Source organism: Rhizobium sp. USDA 4016 (assembly GCF_056279705.1).
In genome coordinates this window covers 64,905-79,381 of sequence record NZ_JBWCCY010000002.1, presented here as the reverse complement: position 1 = coordinate 79,381, position 14,477 = coordinate 64,905, and the positions used below count along the sequence as shown (strand labels likewise).

The 14,477-nt window shown below is 57.0% G+C and carries 14 protein-coding genes and 2 pseudogenes; 6 read left to right on the top strand and 10 right to left on the bottom strand.

The annotated features are described in order from the left end of the window. The first annotated feature begins 24 nt into the window (after window positions 1-24). The 3 genes from ACZ9DP_RS01235 to ACZ9DP_RS01225 all read left to right on the top strand — a co-directional run bounded on the left by ACZ9DP_RS01235 (window position 25) and on the right by ACZ9DP_RS01225 (window position 3,655). Window positions 25-1,044 carry an ABC transporter permease gene (locus ACZ9DP_RS01235; protein WP_476199807.1) on the top strand — a complete coding sequence of 340 codons (1,020 nt, stop codon included), beginning with the start codon at window positions 25-27 and terminating at the stop codon, window positions 1,042-1,044. 76 nt (window positions 1,045-1,120) lie between these two features. After that, window positions 1,121-2,077 carry a substrate-binding domain-containing protein gene (locus ACZ9DP_RS01230; RefSeq protein WP_476199805.1) on the top strand — a complete coding sequence of 319 codons (957 nt, stop codon included), beginning with the start codon at window positions 1,121-1,123 and terminating at the stop codon, window positions 2,075-2,077. A 66-nt stretch (window positions 2,078-2,143) separates the two neighbouring features. Continuing rightward, window positions 2,144-3,655, top strand: a complete 1,512-nt coding sequence (locus ACZ9DP_RS01225) for a sugar ABC transporter ATP-binding protein (protein ID WP_476199804.1) — start codon at window positions 2,144-2,146, stop codon at window positions 3,653-3,655. 304 nt (window positions 3,656-3,959) lie between these two features. Here ACZ9DP_RS01225 and ACZ9DP_RS01220 read toward each other — a convergent pair. Next, window positions 3,960-4,350 (bottom strand): annotated as a pseudogene (locus ACZ9DP_RS01220) (ATP-binding protein); the annotation flags it as partial. A 252-nt stretch (window positions 4,351-4,602) separates the two neighbouring features. Between ACZ9DP_RS01220 and ACZ9DP_RS01215 the strand changes: the two are divergent. Next, complete coding sequence (locus tag ACZ9DP_RS01215; protein WP_476199803.1) at window positions 4,603-5,277, top strand: TetR/AcrR family transcriptional regulator; 675 nt, start codon at window positions 4,603-4,605, stop codon at window positions 5,275-5,277. Window positions 5,278-5,346: 69 nt separating this feature from the next. Here ACZ9DP_RS01215 and ACZ9DP_RS01210 read toward each other — a convergent pair whose 3' ends face one another. The 3 genes from ACZ9DP_RS01210 to ACZ9DP_RS01200 form a co-directional block, all read right to left on the bottom strand. Continuing rightward, window positions 5,347-5,736 (bottom strand): nuclear transport factor 2 family protein, encoded by a 390-nt coding sequence (locus ACZ9DP_RS01210; RefSeq protein WP_476199802.1) that lies wholly within the window; start codon window positions 5,734-5,736, stop codon window positions 5,347-5,349. Between the two features lie 241 nt (window positions 5,737-5,977). Next, complete coding sequence (locus ACZ9DP_RS01205; protein WP_476199800.1) at window positions 5,978-7,426, bottom strand: APC family permease; 1,449 nt, start codon at window positions 7,424-7,426, stop codon at window positions 5,978-5,980. 186 nt (window positions 7,427-7,612) lie between these two features. Further along, window positions 7,613-8,002, bottom strand: coding sequence for a nuclear transport factor 2 family protein (locus ACZ9DP_RS01200; RefSeq protein WP_476199799.1), 390 nt, complete (start codon window positions 8,000-8,002; stop codon window positions 7,613-7,615). A 567-nt stretch (window positions 8,003-8,569) separates the two neighbouring features. Between ACZ9DP_RS01200 and ACZ9DP_RS01195 the strand changes: the two are divergent. Beyond that, a pseudogene (locus ACZ9DP_RS01195) lies at window positions 8,570-8,713 on the top strand (RraA family protein); the annotation flags it as partial. A gap of 297 nt (window positions 8,714-9,010) precedes the next feature. Here ACZ9DP_RS01195 and ACZ9DP_RS01190 read toward each other — a convergent pair. The 5 genes from ACZ9DP_RS01190 to ACZ9DP_RS01170 form a co-directional block, all read right to left on the bottom strand. Further along, a complete protein-coding gene (locus ACZ9DP_RS01190; protein WP_476199797.1) occupies window positions 9,011-9,349 on the bottom strand; it encodes a 2-oxoglutarate and iron-dependent oxygenase domain-containing protein in 339 nt (112 codons plus the stop codon). 64 nt (window positions 9,350-9,413) lie between these two features. Continuing rightward, entirely contained in the window at window positions 9,414-10,409 is a 996-nt protein-coding gene (locus ACZ9DP_RS01185; protein ID WP_476199796.1) for an isopenicillin N synthase family dioxygenase, read from the bottom strand. Window positions 10,410-10,571: 162 nt separating this feature from the next. Continuing rightward, entirely contained in the window at window positions 10,572-11,324 is a 753-nt protein-coding gene (locus ACZ9DP_RS01180; RefSeq protein ID WP_476202138.1) for an ABC transporter permease, read from the bottom strand. A gap of 32 nt (window positions 11,325-11,356) precedes the next feature. Next, entirely contained in the window at window positions 11,357-12,136 is a 780-nt protein-coding gene (locus tag ACZ9DP_RS01175; protein WP_476202136.1) for an ABC transporter ATP-binding protein, read from the bottom strand. Between the two features lie 26 nt (window positions 12,137-12,162). Next, on the bottom strand, window positions 12,163-13,155 hold the full coding sequence (locus ACZ9DP_RS01170) for an ABC transporter substrate-binding protein (RefSeq protein WP_476199794.1): 993 nt from the start codon (window positions 13,153-13,155) through the stop codon (window positions 12,163-12,165). A 378-nt stretch (window positions 13,156-13,533) separates the two neighbouring features. Between ACZ9DP_RS01170 and ACZ9DP_RS01165 the strand changes: the two genes are divergently transcribed. Next, complete coding sequence (locus ACZ9DP_RS01165; protein WP_476199793.1) at window positions 13,534-14,025, top strand: nucleoside deaminase; 492 nt, start codon at window positions 13,534-13,536, stop codon at window positions 14,023-14,025. Window positions 14,026-14,228: 203 nt separating this feature from the next. On the opposite strand, the gene ACZ9DP_RS01160 is transcribed toward ACZ9DP_RS01165, so the two are convergent. Beyond that, entirely contained in the window at window positions 14,229-14,453 is a 225-nt protein-coding gene (locus ACZ9DP_RS01160) for a GNAT family N-acetyltransferase (protein ID WP_476202135.1), read from the bottom strand. Window positions 14,454-14,477: the final 24 nt, after the last annotated feature.

Below are 14,477 nucleotides of genomic sequence, written 5' to 3'. Positions count from 1 at the left end.
CGGCGGGATTTCAAGGAGGAGGAAATGGCATTGATTGCAACTTCACAGAGCGAAACCAAACAGGGCCTCCGCGTCCCGGCCGAAGCCGGCATCGCGTTTGTCTTGCTGGTTGTTCTGATCGCCGGGTCGCTGGCGTCTCCGAATTTTATGACCATGTCCAATATGTTCGTGTTGCTACTGAACGGAGCGGTGATCGGATTTCTCTGCCTCGGTCAGTCATTTGTGCTTTTCACAGGCGGGATTGACCTCTCCTGCGGGTCGGTCGTTGCGATGACATGCGTGATCGCGGCCGTGCTAATGGAGACCCTCGGTCTGCCTTGGCCGATCGCTGCGGTTCTGGTTCTTGGGGCAGGGGCACTCGCCGGGGCGATCAACGGTCTTATCATCGACAAAACAGGCGTCCCGCCATTCATCGTTACCTTCGCCATGATGGGGGTCGCCGCCTCCATTCCGCAGATCATCACAGGTGCGGAATCGATCCGTGTCATGCAGCTTGGTTACAGAATGATTGGCCAGTCACGGATTTTCGGGGTTCCCTTTCCCGTGATAGCTCTGGGTATCGCAATTGCGGTCGCGGCAATCTTCATTAAGCGCACCGTGACAGGGACACACATTTTCGCGGTGGGTGGAAATGCTGAGGCCGCACGGCTAGCTGGCGTCAACACATCGCGTATCACCGTCTTGGTGTATGCGATTTCGGGTCTCTGTGGCGCGTGTGGCGGGCTGATCTACGGGTCCCGTCTCATGACAGGCTACCCGACCGCGGGACGTGGCGACGAACTCTTCTTTTCCATTGCCGGAGCGGTCGTGGGCGGCGTCAGCCTGTTCGGCGGCATCGGATCGATCTACGGAGCCATGATCGGCGCGACCTTGATCGCAACCATATCCAATCTCATGAACGTATTGAATGTAAACGCGTACTGGCAGCCTCTCGTAATCGGCGTGATCATACTGATCGGTGTGACGTTCGACACGCTGCGCTCGTCGAGCCGCTTGTCGCTGCCATGGAAAAAATTGCTGAAACGCAGGATTTCGAACGGCTAGCTCCCGTCGAAGGTGAGACGGACACCATCGGGTGACGCCTCAGGTGAAGGACTATCATCTTAAAAAGGAGAACGAGATGAGTGTATTGTGGAGGAGTGTCAGAGCTGCGGCGGCGGGCGTGTCGGTGCTGGTAATGGCAAATATGGCTCAGGCGCAGGATGCTAAGGTACTTGGCGTCGCATTGCCGAATCTGACGAACCCGTACTACGTCGCCATGAAGAAGAGCTTTGAGGAGAACGGAAAGGCCCAAGGCTTCGACGTCAAGGTCATGATCGCCGATAATGATGACGCGAAACAACTTTCACAGATTCAAAGTCTCGTGCAGCAGCGTGTTGCGGCTGTCGCACTCAATTGCGTTTCGTCCGGTCCTTGCGTGGCGTCTGTATCCGAACTGAACCAGGCGAAAATCCCGGTCTTCACGATTAACTTGCTCCCCGATCCGGAAGCGTTGAAGGCCGAAAACCTGATCGTCGTTCAGGCTGTTCAGACCGATCAGAAGGCTGGCGGCACGTTCATCGGCGAGCAACTGCTCAAGGACCTTGGGGAGGGCGGCAAAGCCGTAGTTGGGATCGTCGGTGAACCGACCTCGGTGTCTGCCAACACCCGCGACGACGGCTTCAAGGAAGCGGTCGCGGCCAACCCCGACGTCAAGGTTGTCGCGCTGGTCAATGGCAAGGTCGAGGAGACTACATCTCTCAAGGTCACGACGGAGATGCTTCAGGGCAATCCCGAGATCACCGTGGTCTATTCCGATACCGAACCGGCAGCCCTCGGAGCGTTGGCGGCAATCCAGCAGCTCGGCCGCGACGATATCAAACTCTATGCATTCGTCGACAAGCTTGGAGTCCAGTACATCGAAGAGAACGTCATTCTCAAGGCGGGCGCCATCCAAGAGCCGGCCAAGCTTGCCCAGATCCAGGTCGAGAACATCAAAAAGCACCTCGCTGGCGAAAAGCTTGAACCTGTAATCGATAGCCCGCCCCTGCTTGTCAACAAGGATAACGCGGCACAGACGGCTGACAAAGCCTATTAAGTGATGTGACGCTTTCCGTGGCATGCACATGGTCTTGCCACGGAAATTCTTATGAGGAGGTGGGAAATGTCGTCCGGTGAAACCTTTAAAGCCTCAGGCATAACGAAGTCCTTTGCGGGAGTCAGTGTGTTGCACGGCGTCGATTTTGCCGTCAGGCCCGGAACGATCCACGGACTTTTGGGGCACAATGGAGCTGGTAAATCCACTTTGCTGAAGATCCTTGCCGGGGCCCAGCCGCAGGAAGGTGGATCCCTCGCCATTGGAGATGTGGTCAGCAGTTTCGCATCACCGCGTGATGCATTGGCCAAAGGCATCGCCTGTGTCTATCAGGAGCTGCGCCTTATCCCGAACCTGACCGTCGCCGAAAACCTCTTTTTGGGGCGCGAGGTGAACACGGGCGGTTGGAAACGAACGCGTGAGATGAATGCCTACACGCAGAAACTGTTGGCCGAGCATGGACTGAACATCGGTGCGACCCGAGCGGTCGGAACACTGTCCCACCCGGAAAAGCAGATCGTGGAAGTAATCGCAAACCTCGACTGGAAGGCAAGATTTCTGCTTCTAGACGAGCCGACGACTGCCCTGGACGGCAATCAAGCCGAACAGCTTTTAAAAGAAGTCCGCCGTATCGCCATCAAGCGGCAGATCGGTGTCGTTCTCGTTTCGCATAAACTCGACGACGTGCTTGCTGTATGCGACGAAATCACGGTCCTCTCAGGCGGCAGGGTGGTGTTGCACGAACCGACAGGCTCCCTTGAAAAACAGGCGGTGGTAGACGCTATCATCGGGGATACCCATGCACCCAAGAAGACCCTGCCCAAGGATAGTCGCGGCCGCACTCCTGGAAAGGCTTTTCTAAAAGTGACTGATCTGTCCGGCCCCAGGCTCGCCCATGTCAACGTCGAGGCGAGATCAGGCGAGGTATTGGGTCTTTACGGCCTCGTGGGATCAGGCAGGACACGTTTTCTGCGTTCCCTTTACGGCATGGAGCCTATTGACGCGGGCGAGATTGTGGTTGACGGGGCTGTCTTCAATCCCGCAAACCCTCGGTCGGCTTTGGACAAGGGGATAGCGCTTCTTACCGAGGAGCGGAAGATCGATGGTTTCGTCCCCCTCATGTCGGCGTATCAGAATGTGGTTCTGGCGACGCTCAAGCGGTATCGGAGCGCTGGTTTCGTGAGCCGCGAGAAAGCCGAGAGGTCATCAATCGCTACGCTGTCCAGGATCGGAACCCGCGGAAATCTCGGGGGCCCGGTGAGGTCACTGTCCGGCGGTAATCAGCAAAAGGTGCTTCTAGGGCGGATTATCGAGCAGGACGCAAAGTTAATCCTCCTTGATGAGCCGACCAAAGGCGTAGACATAGGTGCCAAAGCCGATATCTACGCGATCATCCGCAACCTCGCAGACGAAGGCAGATGTATCGTTGTCGTGTCGAGCGAAGAAGAGGAATTGATGGAAATCTCGGACCGGATTGCCGTTTTCCATCATGGCCGCTGCAACAAGGAGCCGATCCCGGTTGGTGAAATCTCCATGGGAGATTTGCGCCAGGCGGCTTGGGCATCGGACGTAGCGTCGTGAAGATTTCCACTTCTCTTTACGCAGCCGATCCTCTCAATTTGACTGACGTCTGTTGGTTTCCACTGATGGGTCGGATGCCCCTCCCATCGGCATCGTAGCGTGCCATGATGGTGATGGTTTACGTCACCTACAATGGAGGATGTGGCTCAGCGCCAAAGGCTGCCTCCAACTCAAATGATCCCGGACGGTGATCCCGATACGAAGCCGGACACTCATTCCAGTCTCGTTCCGGACACGGTTCCGATCTGAAGTCGGCCATTTTGACGTTCCTTAGGGTCGGTTTGATCTTTTGTTCGAGGTCAAGTCAGGCCGTTTCAGCACCTGTCATCGATCGCTGTTTACGCACGCTCTCGCCGCTGAGTTCGACGCGGCAGGCATTGTACGAGGCGGTCCAGGATGGCATCGGCGGTGGTTGTATTGCCGATCATTTCATACCAATGATCCGCGGGAAACTGGCTGGTAACGATCGTCGATCGCTTCTCGTATCGATCCTCGACGATTTCCAGGAGATCGCGGGGCTGCTCGTCGTTGAGTTTCTCCGGTCCCCAGTCATTCAGGACGAGCAGATCCTGGCCAAGTTTTGAGGCCCTCGGCATATCGGCCATCGCCAGCGCAAGTTTGGCAAATAGCCTAGGGACACGATGATAGGCGACTGAGAAATCCTCCCGGCACGCTTTGTGACCGAGCGCGCAGGCATCCGCGATGAACGCTGGCATGTCTGGTCGCAGGGAGAGTGGCATTGATTCTCCTGAAGCCTGGGAAATCTGATGTTTCGTCGGACGGGGAACTTCATTTCAGTCAGGAGAGGTCTAAGCGAAACGCCTAGTCAGAGAACTAAAGGCCCCCGGGCTTGAGCCGTCGAGTCTTTGTGACTACATTTGGAAAGAAGCTCAGAGCATTCACAGGAGAGCCGGCGCGTTTATGGCGTCCCAGCGAACGGAAGCAATATGCCCAGACATCTCGCCCCATTGATGCATCGAAGTAAGGGAAAGCCGAGAACCTTTGATCGAGCGGCCGCCCTTAATAAAGCGCTGAATGTTTTCTGGCAGTGCGGCTACGAGCCGGCATCGATTGCGGATCTGTGCACCGCGATGGGCATCAATCCCCCTAGCCTTTATGCCGCATTTGGCAATAAGGCCCAGTTGTTTCTCGAGGCGGTCAACTACTACGAGAACGTCTACTGGGAGGCTGCGTGGCGTCACTTGGAAGAGGAGCCTGACATCGAGCTAGCAGTTTCGGGTTTGTTCCAGCAAGCTTGTGCAATTTTGACGTCCCAGGATGCCCCGTGTGGCTGCATCGTCATCTTGGGCGCCACGAACGTGTCGCAAGAAGGGCAGCAAGTGAATGAGGCTTTGAAAGCGTTGCGGCAAGAAGGGAAAGATTGCTTTCTCCTGCGCTTGAAGAAGGCGGTCGACGACGGGCAGTTGGCAATTGGAAGTGATATAGATGCGTTGGCGTCAGCGCTGAACACCTTGTTGGAAGGTATGTCGATATCTGCTCGGGACGGGAGGAGCCAGGAAGAGTTGGAGAAGATATCGAACCTTGCAATGAGAATGCTTCCGGCGGTGCACCGCACCTCGGACAAAGCCGAAAAAATTGTGAGTATTGGGCATGCTCGCTAGGCGCAAGTCGAGCGAAGTTTAGATCGTAGTTTGGGCGAGCAGAGGCGCCGCAAGAAGTTTGCCTACCGATCATTTGTCCCAAAGATGGAATAGCTTGGACACGATCTGCCACTTCCCTTCCAGCTTGATCAGGGAGTGGAAATCCGTGTACTCTCCGTCGCACGCTGTTTGATTAAGCTCTATTCGCACTACGGCAGTCGACGGGGTCATGTCCAACACATCGACATGGACGGCGACGTCCGGGGCCTGCCCATATTGAGCAAAGTAGCTGACCAATGTTTGAATCGAGCCGCCATATAGCGCGCCATCATCAATGCCGAACATTGTGCCGTCCGCATGGAACCCGGTTAGCACAGTTTCCAAGTTTCCTCGCCTGATGCCCTCAACGTAGGTCGTCATCACGAGAGCTACAATCTCATTACGATCCTCGATCGTGCCGCGAACGACGCCTTTACCCATCATTCCTGTCCCCGTTTTTCTGCAAGCGCACCGATCTTGAATGACATGGATGAGATATGGCCCAACCATTGGAGCCAGTATATCTCTCATAACACCAATGGGACAAACAATCATTGTGCGGCGCGGGAAGTTCCTTGACAGTTGGGCGGAGCGTCATGAGGGAGCGCTGCAGGTGAGGGCTGTTTGTTCACTCAACGGCTCGCCGGTTTAGCGAGCCGTTGAGCTCTGGGTATCCGGAGAATTACATACTAGCTAAGACGGCTTGGTAGCGCTTGGGCGCCCTCACCCTCATGTATGCGGCACCGACGCTTCCAACAAAAAATGCGACGATCAGCAGCAGGACGATGGTCACGTTAACGGCGTTGAAGCCCTCGCTCCCTGTGAGGGCGGAGAGATTCGTTACAGCGACGTAGAGAAAGCCGAGCAGTCCCAAGAAGCCAAGAAGTGGAGCGACACGTGTTTTCCAAATGCTGATCTTCTCCTGCCGTCCGGAGAAGAAAAGGATTACCGACAGCGAGGACATGGCGACAATAGTCATGTAGCCCAGCGTGCCGGCTGCCGCTCCCCAAGTGTAAACTTGCGTTACAGGATCCATGTGAATGATCGCGGCCACGCCAAGCACGACAAGAGAGATCACGCTTAGAACGCCGGATGCGATGTAGGGCGAAGAATGCTGCGCGTGGACCTTGCCCAGCGGGGCCATAAGGACGCCACAGCCACCGAGAATGTACTTATAGCGCGCAACGATGTTGTGGATCGATAGCACCGCTGCAAAAAGGCTTGTTATCAACAAGACCTGCCCCGCATCGTGGAAGAAGGTGCCTAGATATTTTCCAACCTGGTCAAGATACATTCCTCCAGCATTTTCTGTAGCGATCTTAACAACTTGATCGATTCCCTCGGCAACTATGACGCTGTAGAAAGAGACGAAATAGAGCAGCGAGATGAACACCACTGCAATATATGTTGCAAGTGGGATGGAACGCTCGGGGTCTAGTGCCGCTTCGCGATAAACGACGGTCGACTCAAAACCAATGAACCCGAAGACCGCAAAGAGGATACCCAGACCAGGTGATCCGGAGAGAAACGTTCCAACACTGAACGATGCAGTCTCAAGTCCTGAAGCGCCTGCCGAGCCGAACACCGCGACGTCGAGCAGCAGGATAACGCCTATCTCCATCAATAGAGCGACACCCAGGATTTTCGTGCTCACCTCGATATTGCGGTAGCCAAGGTAGCCGACAAGTGCCACGATTCCTATCGTGCAGGCCCACCAGGGCACTAGGATCCCAAACAAATTCTGTAGGGCGTCGCTAATCACAAAACCGATGTAAGCTTCGAGCGCAATCAGAATCACCGTATAGGAGAAAATCGCCAGGGATGCTGCACCGACCCCGGTAATCCGGCCCATTCCCTTCAGAATATAGGCGTAAAATGCTCCCGCGTTGGTAATAAACTTCGACATCTCGACGAAGCCCACGGAGAATAGAAGCATCACCAGACCGACGACGAGCGCATCCGTCGGTGCTGCAGCACCATTGCCGAAACCTATAATCAGAGGACTGACTCCGGCCATGACAGTGAGTGGTGCGGCAGTTGCCACAACCATCATAGCAATTCCGATTGGGCCGAGATTTCCCTTAAGTGTGGACGCACGAGGATCTACGTCATGCAAAGCGACCGAGCTCATTTTTAAACTCCCAGTTTAAGTTTGGCTGTTGGCGTTTTGCCGGCAAAGACAGGCCTACTGACTCGATTGGGGATTATCCCTTCTTGGGTGGCAGGGCTTTATGTTGACGGCTTGTGGGCTGCGATCCTCCAGGCGCTTTTCGTTCGCGTGTCCGCGGAGTCGCAAGCGCCCGGAGGTTGAGTCTGATTACTTGTCGTATGCGTGGAACAGCTTGGAAATCACCTGCCACTTTCCGTCAATTTTCATGAGGGTGTGATAGTCGGTGTAGTCGTAGCCGCAGCCGGCACCCTCGAGTTCGATCCGGACCGAAGCCGTCGTCGTGGTCAATTCCAGCACGTCGATACGAGCCGTCATGTTTTTGCCGGCGCCGTAGGTGTCGACATAGCCCTTGAGGTTGTGAATGGATCCACCCAGGAGCTGGCCCTCAAAAAATCCGTACATCGTCGCGTCTGGATGGAACGACGTCATGATCGTTTCGAAATTGCCCTCGACGAGCCCCTTTACATAGCCGTTTTGAATCACGGAAACGACCGCATTGATTTCTTCGATCGAGCGGATGTTTTTGTTGATAGTCATGCTGGAACCTTTCGTTCGTTGCTGCTGGGCGCGCGCCAGCTATGCCTACTTTATGGGGTGAGTAGGTCGGTTAGATCGGATGCTCAAAGTTAGTCGGTTGCGGATGTCCGCATTGACGCTCTTTAGGGCGCGTCGTTACGGCCCATCTGGGCGTCGTCTGTAGCGATTGCTACTGTAGCGATCCTTACAGATGAACCGCAAATGCGTCAATTAAAAATTGGCGAAAATATCGGCGCTCTATATTCTTGCATATTTCTTGTGCATTTGCTCTGAGACAAATACCGGCGTGGCTGCTTTTTTGGACTGCAGAGACTTACCTTGCTTCTGGGATGGCAGTTCTCAGATGGTCAAGGAAGTTTCCCGTCTTTTCGGGAGGTCGTCGACGAGATGTCTCGATCTGGCATTTCATTGTAGCCGACGTTGCAAGCTTATCTCGATTGCTAACCGCGTAGAAATCTCAGCATGCTCCTCGTTCACATTACGTCGCATGGGAAGGCGACGCAGAAATATTGACGATGAAACAGTGTTTCAAAGATCAATGTAGCTTGAAGCAAAACGTCATCGCCCAATGCTCGCCTCTTTGGCCTGTGCGCCCGAATGTCGAAGAAGAATGTTGCGGCTCTCGTGACTGACGGTTTCGTCCGCGACCTGGACGGTGTCCTGGGCACGAACCTTCCCGTGTGGTGCTCGGGGGCCGCAGCCCCTCCGTCTGCCCCCGAGGATCTAAGCGAGGCTCAGAGGCAGCTACCCGAAAGAAAGGGAGATAAAAACTTGGGTCTCACAATGCCGACCGCTTGGCGCTACGGCTCATCTGGCGCCATGCCGCTCTTTGCGGTCAACGCCTTCAACACACTTATTCATACCATCGCCGCCTAGTCGGAATTGTCGTGGTCGATCTTCGAGGTCTTCAAGGCAAAGTTCACGGGCGGCTCGTCCTGGAGTTCGAGCGAAAGCTGGGCGATCAGCGATCTGCATACGGCGATGATGCGTGCTGGAGACAACGCCGACCTAACAAGCAATGGGACGCCGTCTAACTGGGCACGTAACTTCAGGATTTATATTACATGGATTGAGGCGTAACTGGCTGGGAAGCCTTGGACTTTCGAGTGCTACCTTGGCTTTGACGGGCTGATGGAACAGCGTCTTTGTTTCGGCAAAGATCGCATCGATCAGCCCGAGCGGCATGCCGTGGCCGCAGCAGTAGAAAAAGCCCTTGTCGATGCAGGCGGCCCGCAATGCGGCACCCACGGCCTTGCGGTCGTCGAGGCTGGACGAGGAAAGGCCGGAAACGTCGATGACGGGCAGGGAGGCGGCATCGAGCCGCCGGGCGTTCAGCATGGAATTCATGGTCGATCTCCAGAAATGGCTAACAGGAAGCGGCGGCGACCGGCAGAGCCGCCGCCTTCGGGGATCAGAGCCGGTTGGCGGCAATACGCTGCTGCAGATAATCGTACGCCGTGATGGGTTCGTAGCGCTTTTCCGGTCCTTGGATGATCGCGTTACGGTTCGCCTGGCAGAAGAAGGCGAGCGAAAAGCGTGGACCGAGGGACTCGCCCTCTTTCGGCATGCGCACCCGATGCAGCGTGGAGAGCAGCTTGTCATCACTCCAGCGCATCAGCATGTCGCCGATATTGCAGGTGACGACGCCCGGCAAAGGCTCGACATCCGTCCATTCCAGCTTGTCGGACTCTTTACCCGGGCAAAGCTGCAGCCCGCCCTGGCCTGGGTGCTGGTGAAGCAGTGTCAGGCAGTCGAAATCGGTATGAGCGCCGGCGCGCCAGTATTTCAGGTCCTCTGCCGCGGCGTTCTCCATACCGAGATAATGGAGCAGGCGCAGCGTGCTGAGATAATCGGGCGACTGAGGGTCATGGGCTTCAGTGAAGAAATCCACCGTGAAGCCGAGCTTCATACGAAAGCACTCCAGCACCTTCATGCCGAGGGCCCAATTGTAACGCTCGAAGGCCAGCATGACGGCCTTGAAGCCGGACAATTCCTCGCCGGCCGGCCAGAGGTCGCCCATGCGCGGCAGGGTGATCTGGTAGGACTCCTTTTGATCCGCGGTGCCCGTCGAGGGGCGGATCTGCGCCTTGTATTCCCAGCCGGCATTGGAGCCGGGGTGCAGTGGATATTTGCCTTTCACCTCCGCCGGAAGGGCGAAGAACCGTTCCGACATTGCGAAGGCTTCATCGATGGCCTGCTGCGGAATGCCGTGATTGACAAGCTGAAAGAAACCGCTGCTGGTGGAGGCTTCCCAAAGCCGGTCGGCGATCTCCGACTTGCGGTTCTCGTAGTCGCTCATATCGATACGCGGGACGGTGCGCGCCTTTTCGAGCCCCGCGCCGCCGAATCCTTTTTCCTTGTTCAACTCCGCGAGCGTGTATTCGTTGTGAACTGCACTGGTCTGCATGACAGTCTCCATTGGTTCTGCCTGCCGCATGGGCGGTCAAGCCGTTTTGCAAAGGAGCAATGACCCGCGCGCTCGGCGCTGACTGCTTCTACTCCCGGTCTTTTGCTATATGGGCGGGCGGCTCTCAGATGCCGTGCTTGCCTCCTCTCGTCATTGCCATATTCATCGCCCTTCCTTCGGCAGGCTCCAGGGGAAAAGGACGCGCTGGACGATCGCCACCGCTTGGAACAGCACGAGCGACATGATCACCAGGATCACGAGGCCGGCCCAGGCCTCCGGAAGCTTGAAGAAGGAGGTGGAGAACTGGATGAAATAGCCGATCCCCTTTTCGGCAGCGACGAATTCGGCAACCACCGCGCCGATCACCGCAAGCGTGATGGAAATCTTCAAGGCCGAGAAGATATAGGGCACGGCATAAGGAAGTCGGATCTGGGTGACCTCGCGCCATGCGGGGGCTCTTAGACTCTTCGACAACTCGATCAGCTCCTCCGGCGTCGCCATCAGGCCCGTCGCGGTCGAGACCACCAGCGGAAAGAAGGTAATCAGACAGGTAATGACGATGCGCGGCGCATCGTCGGAGCCGAGGATGACAATCATGATCGGTGCGATCGCAACCACCGGCACGGACTGGACCACCACGAGCAGCGGATAGAACGCGCGGGACAGCAGTTTGGATCGCACCAGCATGATGGCGATCGGCAGCGAGATCGCGATCGAGAGGACGTATCCGATCATTGCGATCCTGAGCGTCGCCCAGATATGGTCCGTCCAACGGGCGAGGTCGATCTGTTCGAAGCCGCTGAGGATTCGGATGGGGGAAGGGAGGATGAAGCTCGGGATCGCGAAGACATCCGCCGCGAGCTGCCAGAGGATCACGATGAGCGCGAAGGTCGCCGCTGGCAGGAAGAAGGGCATGTCGATGAGTGAGCGAAAGGACGAGGGTTGCTTCACGATATCGCCTCCGGTCGCTTGAGCAGCAGTTTGCGCAGGTGCCTGACATAATCCTGCATCTCGGCGGAACTCGACGTTTCCATGCCGCGCGGGCGGGGAATCTCGATCGGGATGTCCTCGATCACGCGGCCAGGACGTCCGCTCATGACCAGCACGCGGTCGGCAAGCAGGACCGCTTCGCTGATCGAATGCGTGATGAAGAGCACGGTCTTCGGCTGGGCCTCCCAGATGTGCAAGAGTTCGAAGCCCATTTCCTCGCGGGTCAGCGCGTCGAGCGCCGAAAAGGGCTCGTCCATCAAGAGGATGTCTGGATTCATATGGAGCGCGCGGGCAATTCCGACGCGCTGCTGCATGCCGCCGGAAAGTTCGGCCGGCAGCCGCTTTTCAAACCCGGCCAGTCCCACCTTGGCCAGGAGCTCGCGTGCCCGATCCCGATCCGCGCGCGAAACCCTGCCCGTTTTGTGCTTCACCGGAAAGACGACATTGTCCTCGGCCGAGGCCCAGGGAAGCAGGGTCGGCTTCTGGAAGACGATGCCGATGTCGTCGCGCGGCTCCATGATCGGATAACCGAAGGCATTCACTTCACCGCTTGTCGGTCTCAGAAGCCCGGCGATCAGGCGCAGAAGCGTGGACTTGCCGCAGCCGGAGGGGCCGAGGACCGCCACGAACTGGTGACGGTCTACGGAAAAATCCACGCCACGAAGCGCCTCGAGCGTGCCGGAGCTGGTTTGGTAGACCTGTCCGAGCCCCTTGAAGGAAAGCGCCGGCGGACCGATGGCCGGGATGGGGTTCATCATGTTCATCAGGGCAGGAAGGTCGTGTTGACGATTCTGGTCGGATCGAGTGCCGCCTTGTCGAGGTTTTGCGCCGCTGAAACGCGCTCCCAGGTTGCCGCAAGCCGCTTCGGTTCGAAGACGCCGAGACCGTCCTTTTCGGTGATATCGTTGAACTCCAGCGTCATTGTGTCGACGATCGCGCCCTTCACGTCGGCGATCGTCAGCTCTGGCACGACCTTGACGACGGCCGCGGCTGCGCCGTCCGGATCCTGCTTGACGTATTCCAGCGACTTTTTGAATGCCTTCACGAAACGCTTGGCAACGTCCGGACGTTCGGTGATGAACTTGTCGGAGGCGAGCAGGCAGGCCGAATAGAGCTCGAGGCCAGCGGCATCCCAGGTGAAGATGTCGAGTTCCTTGCCGGCTGCTTTCGCCTGGGTTGTGAAAATCGCCACGTTAGTCGTCCAGGCGATAATCGCATCGGTGGCGCCGGTCATCAGCATCGGGCCGAGCGCGCCGGGGTCGGTTTTGGTCAGCGTGATGTCGCTTTCGACAAGACTGACATCCTTCAGCACCAGCGGCAGGAAGACGTTCGACGAGGTGAAGGGAGAGGTTGCGACCTTCTTGTTTTTCACGTCCTCGATCTTCTTAATGTCGCCGCCTTTCAGCACGAAGAAAGCGTGCGGTCCCTTGTTGAAGATCGACATGATCGCCGTGATGCCGACTTTCTCGGTGACCTTCGCGGCCATCAGCGCGCCGATATCGGCGGAGCCGACATCCGATGTGCCGGCAGCGAGACGGGTGATCGCTTCGGAGGAACCACGGCCCGGCTCTATCGACACTTCGATTCCTTCTTCGGCACAGAAATCCTTTTCGATACAGACATAGATCGGCGCTTTGTCGCCGCCCGGCAGCCAATCGAGCTGGAAGACCACCTTATCGGCCGCTTGGGCGTTGGAGATAAGCGTGCCGGCGATCAGCAGTGTTGCCGGCAGGATCTGCGACAGCTTTCGAAGCATCAGTTATTCCCCTCATTGTTGGACGAGCCGAAGCAAAGCGCACAGCGGCCTGCCATGCACGTGCAGAATTCGGACGTGGTTCGGATGATTTCGAGCAGCAGCAAGAAGCACGGCAGCCTCCTTCAGAAACCGTTCCCCGAGCAATGTCCCGAGCCACCGGCTCTGACCGCTTCTACTCGAAACAAACGATGCAATCGGCGTGCCAGATAAAAGCCAGCAGTTTCCACGGGTTCGTCACTTTAACTTCATCCGGTCTGCTTCCGGAACTAGCATGCTGTGCAAAATATGTGCAGACCATTGGGCGGCCTGTTTTTGCAGCATTTTCTCTTGCTGCCCTCGGGCCCGTGCGGTTAAAAAAGGCGAACGACAGGGGAAGACATGGGCGACCAAAAACGCGATCTGAAACTGCTTCGCCGGACGATAGAACTTGCACGGACATCCCGCGCCAGAGGCGATCATCCCTTCGGGGCCCTGCTTGCCGACGCCGATGGAAACATTCTGCTTGAAGCGATGAACACGTGCGGTACGCAGAGCGACCGCACCGGCCATGCGGAACGCAATCTGATGACGACCGCGTCCAAAGCCTATACCGACGAGTTTCTGGCCGAATGCACGATGTATACGAGCGCGGAGCCGTGTGCCATGTGCGCGGGGTCCGTCTATTGGACTGGGGTCGGCCGCGTTGTGCATGGAATGAGCGAGAAGACGCTGAAGGCCCTGATCGGTCCGGACCCCGAAAACTTGACGATGGATCTGCCCTGCCGTGAGGTTTTCGCTGCCGGGCAGCGCAAAGTCGCCGTTGAAGGCCCCCTCCTTGAAGAAGAATCCGCTACCGTTCATGACGGATTCTGGGTCGCATCCGGACGATGATGAAGTTGAGTGTCGCAATTGTGAAAGCGCTCGGCCTGGCAGCAGAGGTCTGAAGGGTGACGCAACGTCTTTGCGGTCTCCGTTGCGGACCTACTTATCCGGCAGGTGCTGTCACATCGCAGATCACAGGGTATCGTCCTCGAGGGTTGCCAGGATGGTCAGGGCCCGTCCTGACCGTCGCAAGACGATCTTCTCGTCCTGCCTCACCGCCCCAAGGTTCGCGTAGTGAGCCAGCAGCCTCCTTCCGTCTGCGTCCAATCGACACGGCCATGGCCGCAATCCAATGCCACTTTGGCAACTGCGCGCATTAGTTGGCTTCCGATTCCGTGGCCTCTGAACTTCGCTGATACGGATAGCTCTTTAAGAAAAAGACCGGATTTCAACCCAGGACCAGGATCGAACGGTCGCTGCTGCCGTGGGAACGGCACAAGTGTCAAGCGAAGCGAGGAATT

What these genes read in the sequence shown, in the direction of transcription:
- ACZ9DP_RS01200 (WP_476199799.1), bottom strand. Translation starts at nt 8,002, where the DNA reads ATGACTATCAACAAAAACATCCGCTCGATCGAAGAAATCAATGCGGTC.
- ACZ9DP_RS01190 (WP_476199797.1), bottom strand. Translation starts at nt 9,349, where the DNA reads ATGAATTCCATGCTGAACGCCCGGCGGCTCGATGCCGCCTCCCTGCCC.
- ACZ9DP_RS01225 (WP_476199804.1), top strand. Translation starts at nt 2,144, where the DNA reads ATGTCGTCCGGTGAAACCTTTAAAGCCTCAGGCATAACGAAGTCCTTT.
- ACZ9DP_RS01165 (WP_476199793.1), top strand. Translation starts at nt 13,534, where the DNA reads ATGGGCGACCAAAAACGCGATCTGAAACTGCTTCGCCGGACGATAGAA.
- ACZ9DP_RS01180 (WP_476202138.1), bottom strand. Translation starts at nt 11,324, where the DNA reads ATGCCCTTCTTCCTGCCAGCGGCGACCTTCGCGCTCATCGTGATCCTC.
- ACZ9DP_RS01205 (WP_476199800.1), bottom strand. Translation starts at nt 7,426, where the DNA reads ATGAGCTCGGTCGCTTTGCATGACGTAGATCCTCGTGCGTCCACACTT.
- ACZ9DP_RS01235 (WP_476199807.1), top strand. Translation starts at nt 25, where the DNA reads ATGGCATTGATTGCAACTTCACAGAGCGAAACCAAACAGGGCCTCCGC.
- ACZ9DP_RS01215 (WP_476199803.1), top strand. Translation starts at nt 4,603, where the DNA reads ATGCCCAGACATCTCGCCCCATTGATGCATCGAAGTAAGGGAAAGCCG.
- ACZ9DP_RS01210 (WP_476199802.1), bottom strand. Translation starts at nt 5,736, where the DNA reads ATGGGTAAAGGCGTCGTTCGCGGCACGATCGAGGATCGTAATGAGATT.
- ACZ9DP_RS01170 (WP_476199794.1), bottom strand. Translation starts at nt 13,155, where the DNA reads ATGCTTCGAAAGCTGTCGCAGATCCTGCCGGCAACACTGCTGATCGCC.
- ACZ9DP_RS01185 (WP_476199796.1), bottom strand. Translation starts at nt 10,409, where the DNA reads ATGCAGACCAGTGCAGTTCACAACGAATACACGCTCGCGGAGTTGAAC.
- ACZ9DP_RS01230 (WP_476199805.1), top strand. Translation starts at nt 1,121, where the DNA reads ATGAGTGTATTGTGGAGGAGTGTCAGAGCTGCGGCGGCGGGCGTGTCG.